This window comes from Streptomyces sp. NPDC048603 (genome assembly GCF_043199475.1).
Lineage (GTDB): Bacteria > Actinomycetota > Actinomycetes > Streptomycetales > Streptomycetaceae > Streptomyces.
Map to the genome: position 1 here is coordinate 256,990 of NZ_JBICVY010000010.1, position 16,290 is coordinate 273,279.

General features: G+C 73.1%; 12 protein-coding genes. 8 read left to right on the plus strand and 4 right to left on the minus strand.

The window, feature by feature from the left end; all coding sequences use genetic code 11:
- The first annotated feature begins 6 nt into the window (after positions 1-6).
- Complete coding sequence (locus tag ACGFQ9_RS25785; RefSeq protein ID WP_393576876.1) at positions 7-621, plus strand: TetR/AcrR family transcriptional regulator; 615 nt, start codon at positions 7-9, stop codon at positions 619-621.
- A gap of 356 nt (positions 622-977) precedes the next feature.
- Here the strand turns inward: ACGFQ9_RS25785 and ACGFQ9_RS25790 are convergent, their stop codons facing one another.
- The 4 genes from ACGFQ9_RS25790 to ACGFQ9_RS25805 form a co-directional block, all read right to left on the minus strand.
- Complete coding sequence (locus ACGFQ9_RS25790; protein WP_393576878.1) at positions 978-3,392, minus strand: transglutaminaseTgpA domain-containing protein; 2,415 nt, start codon at positions 3,390-3,392, stop codon at positions 978-980.
- Positions 3,389-4,759 carry a DUF58 domain-containing protein gene (locus tag ACGFQ9_RS25795; protein WP_393576879.1) on the minus strand — a complete coding sequence of 457 codons (1,371 nt, stop codon included), beginning with the start codon at positions 4,757-4,759 and terminating at the stop codon, positions 3,389-3,391. The genes ACGFQ9_RS25790 and ACGFQ9_RS25795 overlap by 4 nt, the downstream gene beginning before the upstream one ends.
- Positions 4,759-5,790: an AAA family ATPase gene (locus ACGFQ9_RS25800; RefSeq protein ID WP_393576880.1), complete on the minus strand. Its 1,032-nt coding sequence runs from the start codon at positions 5,788-5,790 to the stop codon at positions 4,759-4,761. The genes ACGFQ9_RS25795 and ACGFQ9_RS25800 overlap by 1 nt, the downstream gene beginning before the upstream one ends.
- A gap of 144 nt (positions 5,791-5,934) precedes the next feature.
- On the minus strand, positions 5,935-6,495 hold the full coding sequence (locus ACGFQ9_RS25805) for a beta-class carbonic anhydrase (protein ID WP_393576882.1): 561 nt from the start codon (positions 6,493-6,495) through the stop codon (positions 5,935-5,937).
- A gap of 358 nt (positions 6,496-6,853) precedes the next feature.
- Here ACGFQ9_RS25805 and rsmH point away from each other — a divergent pair, with 358 nt between their 5' ends.
- The 7 genes from rsmH to murD all read left to right on the plus strand — a co-directional run bounded on the left by rsmH (position 6,854) and on the right by murD (position 16,288).
- Positions 6,854-7,783: a 16S rRNA (cytosine(1402)-N(4))-methyltransferase RsmH gene (gene rsmH, locus ACGFQ9_RS25810; protein WP_393577101.1), complete on the plus strand. Its 930-nt coding sequence runs from the start codon at positions 6,854-6,856 to the stop codon at positions 7,781-7,783.
- Positions 7,780-8,406: a hypothetical protein gene (locus tag ACGFQ9_RS25815; RefSeq protein ID WP_393576884.1), complete on the plus strand. Its 627-nt coding sequence runs from the start codon at positions 7,780-7,782 to the stop codon at positions 8,404-8,406. Before rsmH ends, ACGFQ9_RS25815 begins: the two co-directional genes overlap by 4 nt.
- A 132-nt stretch (positions 8,407-8,538) precedes the next feature.
- Entirely contained in the window at positions 8,539-10,506 is a 1,968-nt protein-coding gene (locus ACGFQ9_RS25820) for a penicillin-binding transpeptidase domain-containing protein (protein ID WP_393576886.1), read from the plus strand.
- 45 nt (positions 10,507-10,551) lie between these two features.
- Positions 10,552-12,276, plus strand: a complete 1,725-nt coding sequence (locus ACGFQ9_RS25825) for a UDP-N-acetylmuramoyl-L-alanyl-D-glutamate--2,6-diaminopimelate ligase (protein ID WP_393576887.1) — start codon at positions 10,552-10,554, stop codon at positions 12,274-12,276.
- Positions 12,277-13,695 carry a UDP-N-acetylmuramoyl-tripeptide--D-alanyl-D-alanine ligase gene (gene murF / locus ACGFQ9_RS25830; protein WP_393576889.1) on the plus strand — a complete coding sequence of 473 codons (1,419 nt, stop codon included), beginning with the start codon at positions 12,277-12,279 and terminating at the stop codon, positions 13,693-13,695.
- Positions 13,692-14,762: a phospho-N-acetylmuramoyl-pentapeptide-transferase gene (gene mraY / locus ACGFQ9_RS25835; RefSeq protein WP_365109932.1), complete on the plus strand. Its 1,071-nt coding sequence runs from the start codon at positions 13,692-13,694 to the stop codon at positions 14,760-14,762. Before murF ends, mraY begins: the two co-directional genes overlap by 4 nt.
- Positions 14,744-16,288, plus strand: coding sequence for a UDP-N-acetylmuramoyl-L-alanine--D-glutamate ligase (murD, locus tag ACGFQ9_RS25840; RefSeq protein ID WP_393576890.1), 1,545 nt, complete (start codon positions 14,744-14,746; stop codon positions 16,286-16,288). Before mraY ends, murD begins: the two co-directional genes overlap by 19 nt.
- Positions 16,289-16,290: the final 2 nt, after the last annotated feature.

Genomic DNA, 16,290 nt, shown 5'->3' on the forward strand with positions numbered 1-16,290 from the left:
AGCGCCATGGAAAGCAGCACCAGCACGCGCCGGCAGGCGACCCGCCAGAAGCTCTACGAAGCGGCCGTCACGCTCATCGCCGAGCAGGGCTTCTCGGCCACCACGGTCGACGAGATCGCGGAACGCGCGGGCGTCGCGAAAGGCACCGTCTACTACAACTTCGCGAGCAAGACGGATCTCTTCGAGGAACTGCTGAGGCACGGAGTCGGCCTGCTCGCCGCCTCGCTGCGGACCGCCGCCGAGGAGACCGAGGCGCGCGGCGGCACCCGCGTCGAGGCCCTCGACGCGATGATCCGCGCCGGCCTGGTCTTCATCGAACGCTACCCGTCCTTCACCCAGATGTACGTCGCCGAGCTCTGGCGCACCAACCGGGCCTGGCAGTCCACCCTCATGGTGGTCCGCCAGGAGGCGGTCGCGGTGGTCGAGGGAGTGCTGCGCGAGGGCGTGGAACGCGGCGAGCTCAGCGCCGAGATCGACGTCCCGCTCACCGCGGCCGCCCTGGTCGGCATGGTGCTGGTGGCCGCGCTGGACTGGCAGTCCTTCCAGCGGGAGCGGTCCCTGGACGACGTCCACTCCGCGCTCTCGCTGCTGCTGCGCGGACGGGTGAGCGGCGGCAGCTGAAGCGGAACCGGCCCTCGGGCCCGGGAATTCCGGCAGACCCCCGGTCGGCGGTGCCGCTCGGGGGCCCGCACCGCGTACAACTAGGTGTCCGTCACCTAGGTATCCGTACCTAGACGCAGAGATGAGTATGCGTACGGATGGGCCACCACCTGCGGAAACAGCAGACTGGAGGTCACGGACAGGGGCACCGGTCCCGCACCGCCGACACGGGGCTGCGGAGCGGACCGGTGCCCTCGCCCGTGCCGGGAGAGGTGCAGGGGGAAAGCGAGGAGCACGGGGGGCCCGGAAAAGCGGAACGCCGGTGCGGCGGGATCCCGGGGGAACGGGTCCCGCCGCACCGGCGTTTCTGCAGAGCGTCAGCCCCGCTTCAGGCGCTTCGGCCGGGGGAGCGAGGCACCGAACCGGGCCAGGCCCGCCGACACCCGCCCGGACAGGGCCGACCAGCGGGCGGACACCGCCCAGCCGATCCGCGCCGCCGACCGCGGCAGCAGCAGCCCGCGCAGCCGGGCGCCCCGGCCCACCCCGGCCAGCAGCCCGCCCCGCACCAGCAGCACGTCCGAGGCCAGCTCCGGATACCCGGCGGCCGCGCCCGGCTTCGCGTACAGTGCCCGCTCCACCGAGGAGGCGATGCGGTGCACCGAGGCCGCGGCCACCGGATCCAGCCTGCCCAGCTCGACGACCCGGACGGCCGCCCGGCGCGGGGACAGCGCACCGTCCGGGGCGATGCCCACGTCCCACGCGGCGTCACCCAGCTCCCGCCACGCGATCAGCGGGTCCCCGGACGCGAGCCGGCGCGCCCGCAGCCGCCCGCGCCACAGCAGAGGCAGCAGCGGCAGGGCGAGCACGGCGAGGCCCAGCGCGGTGAAGCCGAGCACCGGACCCCACGGGAAGTCCCCGCCGTCCTCGCCGACGACCGGCGCGGCCGCGGTGTCGCAGTCGCCGAGCCGCTTGAGCTCCGGCGGGCACCGGTCGGCGCTCTTCGACGGCGCCGGCGCCGGGGTGCTCGCGCTGGACGAGGGCAGCGGAGCCGGTGCCGAAGGCTGCGCGGCCGGCACCTCGGTCCGGGTGTAGTCCGGAGCGGTGCCCCGGGTCGGGGTCGGCTCGAAGCGCGTCCAGCCCACGCCCTCGAAGTACAGCTCGGGCCAGGCGTGCGCGTCCTTCATGGTCACCTGCATGCTGCCGTCCGGCAGCGAGGTGCCCGGGGTGAAGCCGACCGCGACCCGGGCCGGAATGCCCAGGGACCGCGCCATCGCCGCCATCGAGAAGGAGAAGTGGACGCAGAAGCCCTCCTTGTCCTTCAGGAACCGGGCGATGGCGTTCGCGCCCGAGCCCGAGGAGGTCTTCGTGTTGTACGTGAACCCGCCCTGCTCCTTCACCGCGAACCAGTTCTGCAGCTTCAGCGCCCTGGCGTAGTCGTCCCGGGCCGCGCGCGTGACCTGCCGGGCCGTGTCCGCGACCACCGGCGGCAGGTTGTCCGGCAGCCGGGTGAACTCCTGCAGGAACTCCGCGGACGGCTTCGGCGCCGCCGACAGCTGCTGCGCGGTGGGGCGCAGCACCAGACTCGTCACCGTGTACTGGGCGCCCTGCACGGTCTGCTTCTTGCTCTTGCCCAGCTCGTCGCCGATCACGGTGCGTCCGACCTGCTCGAACCGCCAGCGCCCCTCGATCTCCACCCCGGTCGCCGGGTACGGCATCGGCACGTACCGCTGCACGTAGTCCTGGGCCGCCGAGACGCTGGTCCGCACCTCGGTGCCGTTCAGCCGCACCTGGCTGCTCAGCCCCGGCGCCTGCGGGAACCGCTGCGGCACCTCCGTCAGGCTGCGCCCGGAGGACTTCCACTCGGTGCCGTCGAACTCGTCCAGGGAGACGATCCGCAGGTACTGGTCGGCCGGCCGGCTGTCGGTGCGGTAGCGCAGCACCACCCGGTCGTCCCGGTTGTTCAGGCTGTCCTGCAGGGCCACCAGCGGGTTCACCGCCGAGATGGTGCCGCCGCCGGGGCCGGAGCCGCCGGAGGCGCCGCCCGGGCCGTTCTCGCCCAGCAGCCCGCCGGTCGGTGTGGGCAGCACGTACGCCGCGCCCAGCGCGACCAGCACCGCCACCGCGCCGATGCGCCGGCCGGTGCGGAGCGGCGCGACCGCCTGGGCGCCCGCCCTGGTGGCGCCCCCGCCGGGGGTGCCGCCGAAGACCCGGCCCCACTGGGCCAGCCGGTCCCGGCTCTCCGCCAGCAGCAGCGTCAGGTAGCCGCAGCCCGCGAGCACGAACAGCAGCCAGCCCTCGCCGCCGGACAGGCCGGCGGCCACCGAGTACAGCGCGAGCAGCGGGAGCCCGGAGGCCGCGGCCGTCCGGAAAGTCACCGCGAGCAGGTCGACCAGCAGCCCGATCAGCAGCACCCCGGAGACCAGCATCAGCCGGATGCCGTCGGTCTGCGGAGCCGGTATGGCGTACTCGCCGACGTCGGCGACGCCCTCCTGGAAGAGCGTGCCCAGTCCGGTCAGCAGCTGGGTGCCGATCCCGTCGGAGGCCGCCACCGAGCGGCCCTGACCGGCGAACATCAGGACCAGCAGCACCAGGGAGACCAGCACCTGCGCGGCAACCGTCAGCGAACGCGCCAGCGGCACCCGCCGGCCCAGCGCGCCGACCCCGCTCTGCACCGCCAGCAGCCCGCCCGCCTGCAGCAGCCAGCCCTGCGCGTCCACCAGGGGCGACAGCGACACCGCCGTCAGCAGCGTCGCCAGCCAGGCGAACAGCGTCAGTCTCGCCATGCCGCTCATGACCGGCCCCCCGCCGAAGTCCCCGTGGCGGCCGCCGGGCCCCAGGGCGCGTCCGGGGCGCCCGCCGCGGCCTGCCGCCACATGTCACCGAAGCCGGCGCCCGGAGGCACCGGCACGACCGTCCAGCCCGCTTCGCGGAGCCGGCGCAGCCGCTGCTCCGCCGGGCCCCCGGCGGAGTCCTGCGGCGCCCGCCCGGTCCAGGCGGCCGGGTCCAGCACGAAGGCCACCGCTCCGCCGCCGCGCTGCCGCATCTTCGCGGCCAGCCCGGCCTGTTCCTCGTCCAGGCCGCCGAAGAAGGCGACCAGCAGCCCCTCCTGCCCGCCCCGGACCGCCTCGTAGGCCCGGGCCAGGCCGCTGCCGTCGGAGTGCCCGACGACCGCCAGGGTGTCCAGCATCAGCCCGGCGGCCTCGGCGGACTCCCCGGCGCCCGCCGAGAACCCGCCGCCGCCCTCCCCGGGCACCACGTCCCCGGTGTCGGTCAGCAGCCGTACGGAGAAGCCCCGTTCGAGCAGGTGCAGCAGGCTGGAGGCGGCCGCGGAGACCGCCCACTCGAAGGCCGAGTCGGGTCCGGCGCCCTCGAATGCCTCCTGCCGGGTGTCCAGCAGGACGGTGGCGCGGGCCCGTTGCGGCTGCTCCTCGCGGCGCACCATCAGCTCGCCGTAGCGGGCCGTGGAACGCCAGTGGACGCGGCGCAGGTCGTCGCCGTACCGGTAGCCGCGCGGGATCACGTCGTCGTCGCCGGCCAGGGCCAGCGAGCGCTGGTTGCCCTCGCCGAAGCCGCCCGACTCGCCGGCCAGCTTCACCGGGGGCAGCGCCTCGGTGCGCGGGATCACGGTGAGCGTGTCGTACGTGCTGAACGAGCGGGTCAGCTCGACCAGGCCGAACGGGTCGGCCAGGCGCAGCTGCAGCGGGCCCAGCGGGTAGCGGCCGCGCAGGTCCGAGCGGACCCGGTAGGACACCTCCCGGCGGCCGCCGGGCTCCACCCGGTCCAGCACGAAGCGGGGCCGGGGGCCCAGTACGTAGGGCACCCGGTCCTGCAGCATCAGCAGGCCGGTGGGCAGCCGGGACACGTTGTCCATGCGCAGCTGCACCCGGGCCTCGGCGCCGGCGGGCACCCGCACCGGGGTCAGCCGGCGGCTGCCGGAGACCCGGTAGCGGGTGCGGTGCAGGGCGTAGACGCAGATCAGCGGGAGGACGGTGATCAGCAGGCCGACCTGGAGCAGTGCGGTCTGGCCGAGGACGAAGGCGCACACGGCCGCGGCGAGGCCGGCGGCCAGGAAGGAGCGGCCGCGGGTGGTGAGCCCGGACAGCGCCGCGCGCAGTCCGGCGCTCTCCCCGCCGGCACCGCCACGGGTACCGGTGGTCATCAGAAGCCCCGGACGCCCGGCTGCTGCGGCCGGCCGTTCGGGTGGGCGTCCTGGTGGGCGTTCGGGTGCGCGGCGGGCACCGGGGTGCGCTGCAGGATGTCGGCGATGACGTGCTCGGCGGTGCGCCGGCTCAGCTGGGCCTGGGCGGTGGGCATCAGCCGGTGCGCGAGGACCGGCGCGGCCAGCGCCTGGACGTCGTCGGGCAGCACGTAGTCCCGGCCGGAGAGGGCGGCGGAGGCCTTCGCGGCGCGCAGCAGGTGCAGGGTGGCGCGCGGCGAGGCGCCCAGGCGCAGGTCCGGGTGGTTGCGGGTGGCGGAGACCAGCTCCACCACGTAGCGGCGGACGGGCTCGGCGACGTACACCTCGCGGACGGCCTCGATCAGCTTGAGGACGTCGTGGGCGTGGGCCACGGCCGTGAGGTCGTCGAGCGGGTTGACCGCGCCGTGCACGTCGAGCATCTGGAGCTCGGCGGCGGGGCTGGGGTAGCCGACGGAGACCTTGGCCATGAAGCGGTCGCGCTGGGCCTCGGGGAGCGGGTAGGTGCCCTCCATCTCCACCGGGTTCTGGGTGGCGACGACCATGAACGGGGAGGGCAGCTCGTAGGTCTGTCCGTCGATGGTGACCTGGCGCTCCTCCATCGACTCCAGCAGCGCGGACTGGGTCTTGGGCGAGGCCCGGTTGATCTCGTCGCCGATCACGATCTGCGCGAAGATCGCGCCCGGCTTGAACTCGAACTCGCGGCGCTGCTGGTCGTAGATGCTGACGCCGGTGATGTCGGAGGGCAGCAGGTCCGGCGTGAACTGGATGCGCTGCACCGAGCAGTCGATGGACTTCGCCAGGGACTTCGCCAGCATGGTCTTGCCGACGCCCGGGACGTCCTCGATCAGCAGGTGGCCCTCGGCGAGCAGGACGGTCAGCGCGATCCGTACGACCTCGGGCTTGCCCTCGATCACGCTCTCCACCGACCTGCGGACCCGCTCCGCGGTGCTCGTCAGATCAGCGAGGCTGGCACGGTCGTCGTAGGTCGTCACCTGGTTCTCCACCCCAAACACCCAAAAGCGATCAAAAGTGCGGACGCCCGCCCGGTACGGCAGCGCGTGCACGGACGGGTGCACGGACTGGTGTCCGGGCGGCGTTCAACCCGCATTCTTGACGCCGTCCCCGCCCCGTGTCACTCACGAAGCGGGGTCGATCTCCCGAAGCAGGCCGGTGTGCACGTCGAAGACGAAGCCTCGCACATCGTCCTTGTGCAGCAGGAAGGGGTTCGTGCGGACCCGCTGCATGGACTGGCGGACGTCCTTGTCGACGTCGCGGAACGCCTCCACGGCCCAGGACGGACGCTGGCCGACCTCGTCCTCCAGCTCGTGCCGGAAGTCCTCGGTCAGGCGCTCCAGGCCACAGCCGGTGTGGTGGATGAGTATGACGCTGCGGGTGCCCAGGGCGCGCTGGCTGATGGTGAGGGAGCGGATCACGTCGTCGGTGACCACGCCGCCCGCGTTGCGGATGGTGTGGCAGTCGCCGAGCTGCAGGCCGAGCGCGGCGTGCAGGTCGAGGCGGGCGTCCATGCAGGCCACCACGGCCACGTGGAGTACCGGGCTGGCGTCCATGCCGGGGTCGGTGAAGCGGCCGGCGTAGGTGCGGTTGTGGTCGACCAGGTTGTCGATGACGGTGCCCCCGGCGTGCTCGGCGAGGGGCTCGGCGGCGGAGTCTGCGGGCAGGTGTGCGGAAGTCGTCATGTGTACGACGTTAGTGGTCACCGCCCGGGTGGGCCTCGTGTGAGGTTGGACAAAGAACGTCAATGAACCTTGATGTGAGCTAACCCACAGGGGTGTGGAGGATCCGGCTGTTCGGGTGATTCGCGGCTTTTGGGGGTTCGCGCGGAGCGGGGCACACCGGGTACGGGCCGGTTCGTTGACCGCGCCGGGCGTTGGACTAAAGTGACGCGAAACCGGCCGGAGGACGGCCGTGCCGAGATGGCCGCAGGGCCGTACACGTAAATGAATCCGCGTGCGCGGTGCGTACGCCTACGCATACGCCTGCCGCGCCGTTGTCTGAGAGGGCGCATTGACCAGCGAATCCCGACACGTCCCGGTGATGCTCCAGCGGTGCCTGGACATGTTGGCCCCGGCGCTGGAGAAGCCCGGCGCGATCGTCGTCGACTGCACCCTCGGCCTCGGAGGCCACAGCGAGGCGATGCTCAGGCGGTTCCCCGAGGTACGGCTCATCGGGCTGGACCGCGACAAGGACGCCCTGCTGCTCTCCGGTGAACGGCTCGCCCCCTACGGCGACCGGGTCACCCTCGTCCACGCGATCTACGCGGACCTGGCCGAGGTCCTCGACGGTCTGGGCATCCCCGCCGTCCAGGGCATCCTCTTCGACCTCGGCGTCTCCTCCATGCAGCTCGACGAGGCCGACCGCGGGTTCGCGTACGCGCAGGACGCCCCGCTGGACATGCGCATGGACCAGACGACGGGCATCAGCGCCGCCGAGGTGCTCAACACCTACGCGCCCGGCGAGCTCGTACGGATCCTGCGCCAGTACGGCGAGGAGAAGCAGGCCAAGCGGATCGTGTCCGCGATCGTGCGCGAGCGCGACAAGGAGCCGTTCTCGAACAGCGCCCGGCTGGTGGAACTGATCCGCGACGCCCTGCCGCAGGCGGCGAAGCGGACCGGCGGCAACCCCGCCAAGCGGACCTTCCAGGCCCTGCGCATCGAGGTCAACAGCGAGCTGTCCGGGCTGGAGAAGGCCATCCCGGCGGCGGTGGACCGGATCGCGGTCGGCGGCCGGATCGCCGTCCTCTCCTACCACTCGCTGGAGGACCGCCTGGTCAAGACGGTCTTCGCGGCGGGCGCCGCGTCCACCGCGCCGCCCGGGCTGCCCGTCGTACCGGAGAAGTACCAGCCCAAGCTGAAACTCCTGACCCGTGGTGCGGAACTGCCCACGGAGGAAGAGGTCGCGGAGAACCGCCGCGCGGCCCCGGCCCGCCTGCGCGGGGTCCAGCGCATCCGCGAGGCGCACCTGTGAACAGGGTGGCCACCGCGACGCGGTTGCGGGTGGCGCGGCTCGGATCGCGCCGCCCGCGGCCCGGCGGCGGCCGGACCGGCGGGGGAGCGGCGCCCGGACAGGCCGCCCGCACCCCCTTCGTCCTGCTGGTCGTGGTCCTCCTCGCCGGTGGCCTGATCAGCCTGCTGCTGCTGAACTCGGCCCTCAACCAGGGCTCCTTCCAGCTGAGCCGGCTGAAGAAGGAGACCACCGCGCTCACCGACGAACAGCAGGCCCTGCAGCGCGACGTCGACGCCCACTCGGCGCCCGACGCGCTGGAACGGCGGGCCCGCGAGCTCGGCATGGTCCCCGGCGGCAGCCCGGTCTTCCTCGGCGCGGACGGCAAGACGGCGGGCACCCCGACCCCCGCCCAGAGCCCGCCGCCGCCCCCCGCGGCCCCGGCGGGCCCCGCCGCAGCCGCGCCCGGCGGCCCAGCCCCCGTCGGCTCCGGCCCCGGCACCGCCTCCGAACCCGCCCCGGGCTCCGCGCCCGGAACCCCCGCGGGCTCCGGCCCCGGAACCCAGCCGGAGCCGGCCGCGCCCGGCGGCTCCGCCCCCGCGACCCCCGACGCTTCCGCGCAGTCCACTCCGACACCCGGACGGTGACGACGTGACCCACCCCGCAGCTGTGGTGTGCCCTGCGGGGCATTGCCCCCACCCCGCCCTCCTCCCGGCGAAGCCAAGGGGAGGGCGGGGTGGGGAGAGAGCCCCGCGCAGCGGACGTCGGCAGGCCGCGGCATGAGCGGCAGGGAGCCGCCGCGCAGGCGGACCGTGCCCGGGCCCGCACGGCCGCGCCCGCAGGGCGGGAACAGGCCCGCGGGACGCCCGGCGACGAGGCCGGCCACACGGCGCCCCGCGCCGCCCCGCGCCCCGCACACCATCAAGCTGGGCAGCCCGCGCCCCCGGCTCCGCCTGGTCGGCATCGGCCTGACCCTGGTCATGCTCGCCTTCGTGGTCCGGCTGCTCCAGGTCCAGGCCGTCGACGCCTCCACCTTCTCCGCCGTCGCCTCCAAGAACCGCTACGCCAGCTACACCCTGGCCGCCGAACGCGGAGACATCACCGACCGCAAGGGCGTCGCCCTCGCCACCAGCGTGGACGCGTACGACATCACCGCCGACCCGTCCATGTTCACGCCCGAGGAGAGCAAGGCCCCGGACGCCCCGCAGCAGGCCGCCGCCCTCCTCGCGCCCATCCTGGGCAAGGACGCCGGCGAGATCGCCGACCGGCTGCGCACCAAGAACACCCGGTACGTCGTCCTCGCCCGCCGCCAGACCCCGCAGGTCTGGAACCAGATCCGCGACCTCAAGCGGGTCTTCGCCGACAAGGCGACGGCCGACAAGAGGAGCAACGGCCCGGGCGCCAACGTGCTCGCCGGGATCTTCAACGAGGAGAGCAGCAAGCGGATCTACCCCAACGGCACCCTCGCCGCCGGGATACTGGGCTATGTCAACGCCGAGGGCCACGGCGCCGGCGGCCTGGAGTCCTCCTTCGACAAGCGGCTGGCCGGCAAGGACGGCGAGGTCACCTACGCCCAGTCCGGCGGCCGCCGCGTGCCCACCGCCGGATCCAGCGAGAAGCCCGCCGAACCCGGCCAGGACATCGAGCTGACCATCGACCGGGACATCCAGTGGGCCGCCCAGAGCGCCATCACCAAGCAGGTCCAGGAGTCGGCCGCCGACCGCGGTTACGTGATCGTCCAGGACACCCGCACCGGCGAGGTGCTGGCCATGGCCAACGCCCCCGGCTTTGACCCCAACGACCTCTCCAAGGCCCGCTCCGCGGCCATGGGCAACGCCGCCCTCCAGGACGTCTACGAGCCCGGCTCCACCGCCAAGGTGATGTCCATGGCCGCCGTACTGGAGGAGAAGAAGGCCACCCCCACCACCCACGTCACCGTCCCCAACCGGCTGCACCGCGGTGACCGGCTGTTCAAGGACGACATCGACCACCCGACCTGGTACCTGACCCTCAACGGGGTCCTCGCCAAGTCCAGCAACATCGGCACCATCCTCGCCACCGGCCAGCTCGGGAAGAACCAGGCCGAGTCCAACAAGGTGCTGCACTCCTACCTGACCCGGTTCGGCATCGGCCGGCCCACCGGCCTGGACTACCCGGGGGAGTCCCGCGGCATCCTCGCCGACCCCGGGGACTGGTCCACCTCGCAGCAGTACACGATCCCCTTCGGGCAGGGCCTGTCCCTCAACGCCATGCAGGCGGCCTCCGTGTACTCCACCATCGCCAACGGCGGGGTACGCACCGAACCCACCCTCGTCCGCGGCTACAAGGGCGCCGACGGCCGGTTCACCCCCGCCCCCGCGCCCGAGAAGACCCGCGTGGTGAGCGAGGAGACCGCGAAGACGCTGGCCGCCATGCTCGAATCGGTGGTCGACGACCAGGAGGGCACCGGCACCAAGGCCCGCATCCCCGGCTACCGTGTCGGCGGCAAGACCGGCACCTCCAACCGGGTGGATCCGGCCACCGGCCGCTACAAGGGCTACACCGCCTCCTTCGCCGGCTTCGCGCCCGCCGACAACCCCCGCATCACCGTCTACTGCGCCATCCAGAACCCGACCAAGGGCAGCTACTTCGGTGGCCAGATCTGCGGCCCCATCTACAAGACCGTGATGGAGTTCGCCCTCAAGACCCTTTCGGTCGCCCCCACCGGAACCGCCCCCGCCGGGCTGCCGGTCACCTTCCAGCCCTGACCGTGACCGCCGCCCGGCGACCGAGAAAAGCGTGAGGCACCCCCAGTGACAACGATCACCCCGAAACCCGGGAACGAGAGCTCCCCGGGCCCCTCAATTCCTGCCGGGCCCGCCGCGCCCGGTACGCTCACCGCCGTGCCCCACGCTGATCAGCCCAGAACCGCCCAGAATCCCCCGGCAGCGCCGCCGGGAGCGCCCCGCCCCGCGGTGGCCCGTCCGATCCCCCTCGGCGAGCTGGCCGCCCTGCTGGGCAGCACCGTCCAGGCCCCCTCCGGGCAGGGAACCGCGGCGCAGATCACCGGCATCACGCACGACTCGCGCGCGGTCCGCCCCGGCGACGTCTACGCCGCCCTGGCCGGTGCCCGCCTGCACGGCGCCGACTTCGCCGCCCAGGCCGCCTCCCTGGGAGCGGCCGCGGTCCTGACCGACCCGGCCGGCGCCGAGCGGGCCGCCGCCACCGGCCTCCCGGTGCTGGTCGTGGACGACCCGCGCGGCCGGATGGGCGAGCTCGCCGCCGAGATCTACGGACGGCCCGGCGAGGCCCTCCTCCAGATCGGCATCACCGGCACCTCCGGCAAGACCACCACCGCCTACCTCGTGGAGGGCGGCCTGCGCGGCGCCGGGCGCCGTACCGGCCTGGTCGGCACGGTCGAGATGCGGATCGCCGACGAGCGGATCAAGTCCGAGCGCACCACCCCCGAGGCCCCCGACCTGCAGGCCCTCTTCGCCGTCATGCGGGAGCGCGGCGTCGACGCGGTCGCCATGGAGGTGTCCAGCCACGCCCTGATGCTCGGCCGGGTCGACGGCTGCGTCTTCGACGTCGCCGTCTTCAACAACCTCAGCCCGGAGCACATGGAGTTCCACTCCGACATGGAGGACTACTTCCAGGCCAAGGCCCGGCTGTTCACGCCCGCCCGGGCCCGCGTCGGCGTGGTCAACGTCGACGACGAGTACGGCCGCCGGCTGGCCAAGGAGTCCACGATCCCCGTGGTCACCTTCTCCGCCGCCGGCGACCCGGCCGCCGACTGGCGCGCGCAGGACGTGGTTTCCGGCCACATGGACTCCACCCTGACCCTGCTCGGCCCCGACGGGCAGCGGATCAGCGCCACCGCCCCGCTGCCCGGCCCCTTCAACGTCGCCAACACCGTCGCCGCGATCGTCACGCTCGCCACCGCCGGGGTGGACCCGCAGACCGCCGCCGACGGTGTCGCCGCCGTCCCCGGTGTCCCCGGCCGGCTGGAGCGGGTCGACGCCGGCCAGGGCTACCTCGCCGTCGTCGACTACGCCCACAAGACCGACGCCGTCGTCTCGGTGCTCCGCGCCCTGCGCGAAGTCACCACCGGCAGGCTGCACATCGTGCTCGGCTGCGGCGGGGACCGCGACACCACCAAGCGCGCCCCGATGGGCGCCGCCGCCGCCCGGTACGCCGACACCGCCGTGCTGACCTCCGACAACCCGCGCTCCGAGGACCCGCTGAAGATCCTCGCCGCCATGTTCGAGGGCGCCGTCTCCGTCCCCGCGGAGGAGCGCGGCACCGTCCTCGTCGACGCCGACCGGGCCGCGGCCATCGCCGCCGCGGTCGCCCGGGCCGAGCCCGGTGACACCGTCCTGGTCGCGGGCAAGGGCCACGAGCAGGGCCAGGAAACGGCCGGCGTGGTACGGCCCTTCGACGACCGCGAGGTGCTCCGCGCCGCCATCGCGGCCGCACCCGGAAACGCCGTGTCCGAAGAAGACGCGCTCCAGCAGGCCCGACAGGCCGAGGTGAACTAAGTGATCCCCCTCTCCCTCGCCGAGATCGCCGACATCACCGGCGGGCAACTCCACGACATACCGGATCCGTCCGCCGAGGTCACCGGATCCGTGGTCTACGACTCCCGGGAGGTCGAACAGGGCAGCCTGTTCGCCGCCTTCAACGGAGAGCGCGTGGACGGCCACGACTACGCCGAGCGCGCGGTCGCCGCCGGTGCCGCCGCGGTCCTCGCGACCCGGCCCGTCGGGGTCCCCGCGGTCGTCGTCCCCGACGTCCAGGAGGCGCTGGGTGCCCTCGCCCGCGCCGTCGTCTCCCGGCTCGGCACCGACGTGGTGGCCCTGACCGGATCGGCCGGAAAGACCTCCACCAAGGACCTCATCGCGCAGGTGCTGCAGAGCCACGCGCCCACGGTGTGGACGCCCGGCTCGCTCAACAACGAGATCGGCCTGCCCGTCACCGCCCTCCGCGCCACCCCGGAAACCCGGCACCTGGTGCTGGAGATGGGCGCCCGCGGCATCGGCCACATCGCCTACCTCACCGGCCTGACCCCGCCGCGGATCGGCGTGGTGCTCAACGTCGGCACCGCCCACATCGGCGAGTTCGGCGGCCGCGAGGCCATCGCCCAGGCCAAGGGAGAGCTGGTCGAAGCCCTGCCGGCCGAAGCCGAGGGCGGCGTCGCCGTACTCAACGCCGACGACCCGCTGGTCCGCGCCATGGCCGCCCGTACGAAGGCCCGTACGGTCCTCTTCGGAGAGGCGGAGGACGCCGAAGTCCGGGCCGCGAACGTCCGGATGACGGACCACGGACAGCCTTCCTTCACACTGCACACACCCTCCGGGTGCAGCGATGTGACCTTGCGGCTGTACGGTGAGCACCACGTGTCGAACGCGCTCGCCGCGGCCGCCGTCGCCCACGTGCTGGGCATGTCCACCGACGAGATCGCCACCGCGCTCTCCGGCGCGGGCACGCTCTCCCGCTGGCGGATGGAGGTCACCGAGCGCGCGGACGGAGTGACGATCGTCAACGACGCCTACAACGCGAACCCCGAGTCCATGCGGGCCGCACTGCGCGCGCTGGCCGCGATGGGCAGCGCCGCCCAGGAGCGAGGGGGACGCACGTGGGCGGTGCTCGGCCCGATGGCCGAGCTCGGTGACGCATCGCTCGCCGAGCACGACGCGGTCGGACGGCTTGTCGTCCGGCTCAACGTGAGCAAGCTCGTCGCAGTCGGGGGCAGGGAAGCGTCCTGGCTGCAACTGGGCGCATATAACGAGGGTTCGTGGGGTGAGGAGTCGGTGCTCGTGTCCGACGCGCAGGCGGCGGTCGACCTGTTGCGCAGAGAACTGCGCCCGGGGGACGTCGTGCTGGTGAAGGCATCCAGGTCGATCGGCCTGGAGCGGATCGCGCAGGCGCTGCTTGAGGGCGAGGGTGCCGACCGATGAGGCAGATCCTGTTCGCCGGTGTCATCGGTATGTTCCTCACGATCGTCGGCACCCCGCTGCTGATCAAGCTGCTGGCCCGCAAGGGCTACGGCCAGTTCATCCGGGACGACGGCCCGCGCGGCCACGCCGGCAAGAAGGGCACGCCCACCATGGGCGGCATCTCCTTCATCCTGGCGACGCTCGCCGCGTACGCCCTGACGAAGGTGATCACCTCCAGCGAGCCGACCTTCTCCGGCCTGCTGGTGCTCTTCCTGATGGCCGGCATGGGCCTCGTCGGCTTCCTCGACGACTACATCAAGATCGTCAAGCAGCGTTCGCTCGGTCTGCGGGCCAAGGCGAAGATGGCCGGCCAGCTGATCGTCGGCATCGCCTTCGCGGTGCTCGCGCTGCAGTTCTCGGACTCGCGCGGGCTCGCCCCGGCCTCCACCAAGATCTCCTTCGTCACCGACTTCGGCTGGTCCATCGGACCGGTGCTGTTCGTCGTCTGGGCGCTGTTCATGATCCTGGCGATGTCCAACGGCGTGAACCTCACCGACGGCCTCGACGGTCTGGCCACCGGCGCCTCGGTGATGGTCTTCGGCGCCTACACGTTCATCGGCGTCTGGCAGTACCAGGAGTCCTGCGCCAACGCGGAGACCCTGATGAACCCGGCCGCCTGCTTCGAGGTCCGCGACCCGCTGGACCTCGCGGTGGTCGCCTCCGCCCTGATGGGCGCCTGTTTCGGCTTCCTGTGGTGGAACACCTCGCCCGCCAAGATCTTCATGGGTGACACCGGCTCGCTGGCCCTCGGCGGCGCGCTCGCCGGCCTGGCCATCTGCTCCCGCACCGAGCTGCTGCTCGCGCTGCTGGGTGGCCTCTTCGTGCTCATCACCCTGTCCGTGGTCATCCAGGTCGGATCCTTCCGCCTCACCGGGAAGCGCGTCTTCCGGATGGCCCCGCTGCAGCACCACTTCGAGCTCAAGGGGTGGTCCGAGGTCCTTGTGGTGGTCCGGTTCTGGATCATCCAGGGCATGTGCGTCATCGTGGGTCTGGGCATCTTCTACGCCGGATGGGCAGCGGACAAGTGAGCAACCCGGAGTACCTGGCCCTGCTGGGCCCCGACGCACTGGCCCGGTACGGGCTGCCGCGGCGGATCACCGTCGCGGGCCTGGGCGTGAGCGGCATCAGTGCCGCCCGCGCGCTGGCCCGGTTCGGCGCGGCCGTGACCGTCGTCGACAACGGTGACGGGGACACCCACCGGGCCCGTGCCGCCGAACTGGCGGAGCTCGGCATCGAGACCCGCCTCGGCCGGCTGGCCGACGGTGCCAAGGCGGGGGAGACCCTCCCCGAGGGCACCGAGCTGGTGGTGACCTCGCCCGGCTGGAAGCCGGACAGCCCGCTCTTCCTGGAGGCCGCCAAGGCCGGTGTGGACGTCGTGGGCGACGTCGAGATCGCCTGGCGCCTCCGCGACGCCGGCACGGCCCTCCGCGCCGCCCGCACGGCCGCGGAGGCCGGACCGGCCCCGGCCGCGGAATGGCTCGCCATCACCGGCACCAACGGCAAGACCACCACCACCCAGATGCTCGCCTCCATCCTGCGGGCCGCCGGACTGCGCACCGCCGCCGTCGGCAACATCGGCACGCCGATCATCGACGTGGTGCTCGGCGAGGAGACGTACGACGTCCTCGCCGTGGAACTGTCCAGCTACCAGCTGCACTGGGCGCCCAGCCTGCGCGCCCACTCCGGGGCCGTGCTCAACCTGGCACCCGACCACCTCGACTGGCACGGCTCCATGGAGGCGTACGCCGCCGACAAGGGCCGGATCTACGAGGGCAACACCGTGGCCTGCGTCTACAACGTGGCCGACGCGGCCACCGAGAAGCTGGTCGAGGACGCGGACGTGGTCGAGGGCTGCCGGGCCATCGGCTTCACCCTCGGCGCCCCCGGCCCCTCCATGCTCGGCGTCGTCGACGGAATCCTGGTCGACCGGGCCTTCGTCCAGAACCGGCAGAAGAACGCCCAGGAGCTCGCCGAGGTCGCGGACGTCAGCCCGCCGGCCCCGCACAACATCGCCAACGCCCTCGCCGCGGCCGCCCTGGCCCGTGCCTTCGGCGTGGAGCCCAAGGCGGTCCGCGACGGCCTGCGGGCCTTCCGCCCGGACGCCCACCGGATCGCCCACGTCGCCGAGGTCGGCGGGGTCACCTACATCGACGACTCCAAGGCGACCAACACCCACGCGGCCGAGGCCTCGCTGGCCGCCTACGAGCCGGTGGTCTGGATCGCGGGCGGTCTGGCGAAGGGCGCCACCTTCGACGAGCTGGTGCGCAAGTCGGCCAAGCAGCTCCGCGGAGCCGTGCTGATCGGCGCCGACCGGGCGCTGATCCGGGACGCTCTGGCGCGACACGCCCCCGATGTCCCGGTCGTCGACCTCGACCGGACCGACACTGAGGCGATGCTCGCAGCGGTCCGGGAAGCGGCCCGGCTCGCCGAGCCCGGTGACACGGTCCTGCTGGCACCGGCCTGCGCCTCGATGGACATGTTCGTGAACTACAGCAAGCGCGGGGAAGCGTTCGCCGACGCCGTGCGCGAACTGGCCGCGGAGCAGAGCGCCTAGGT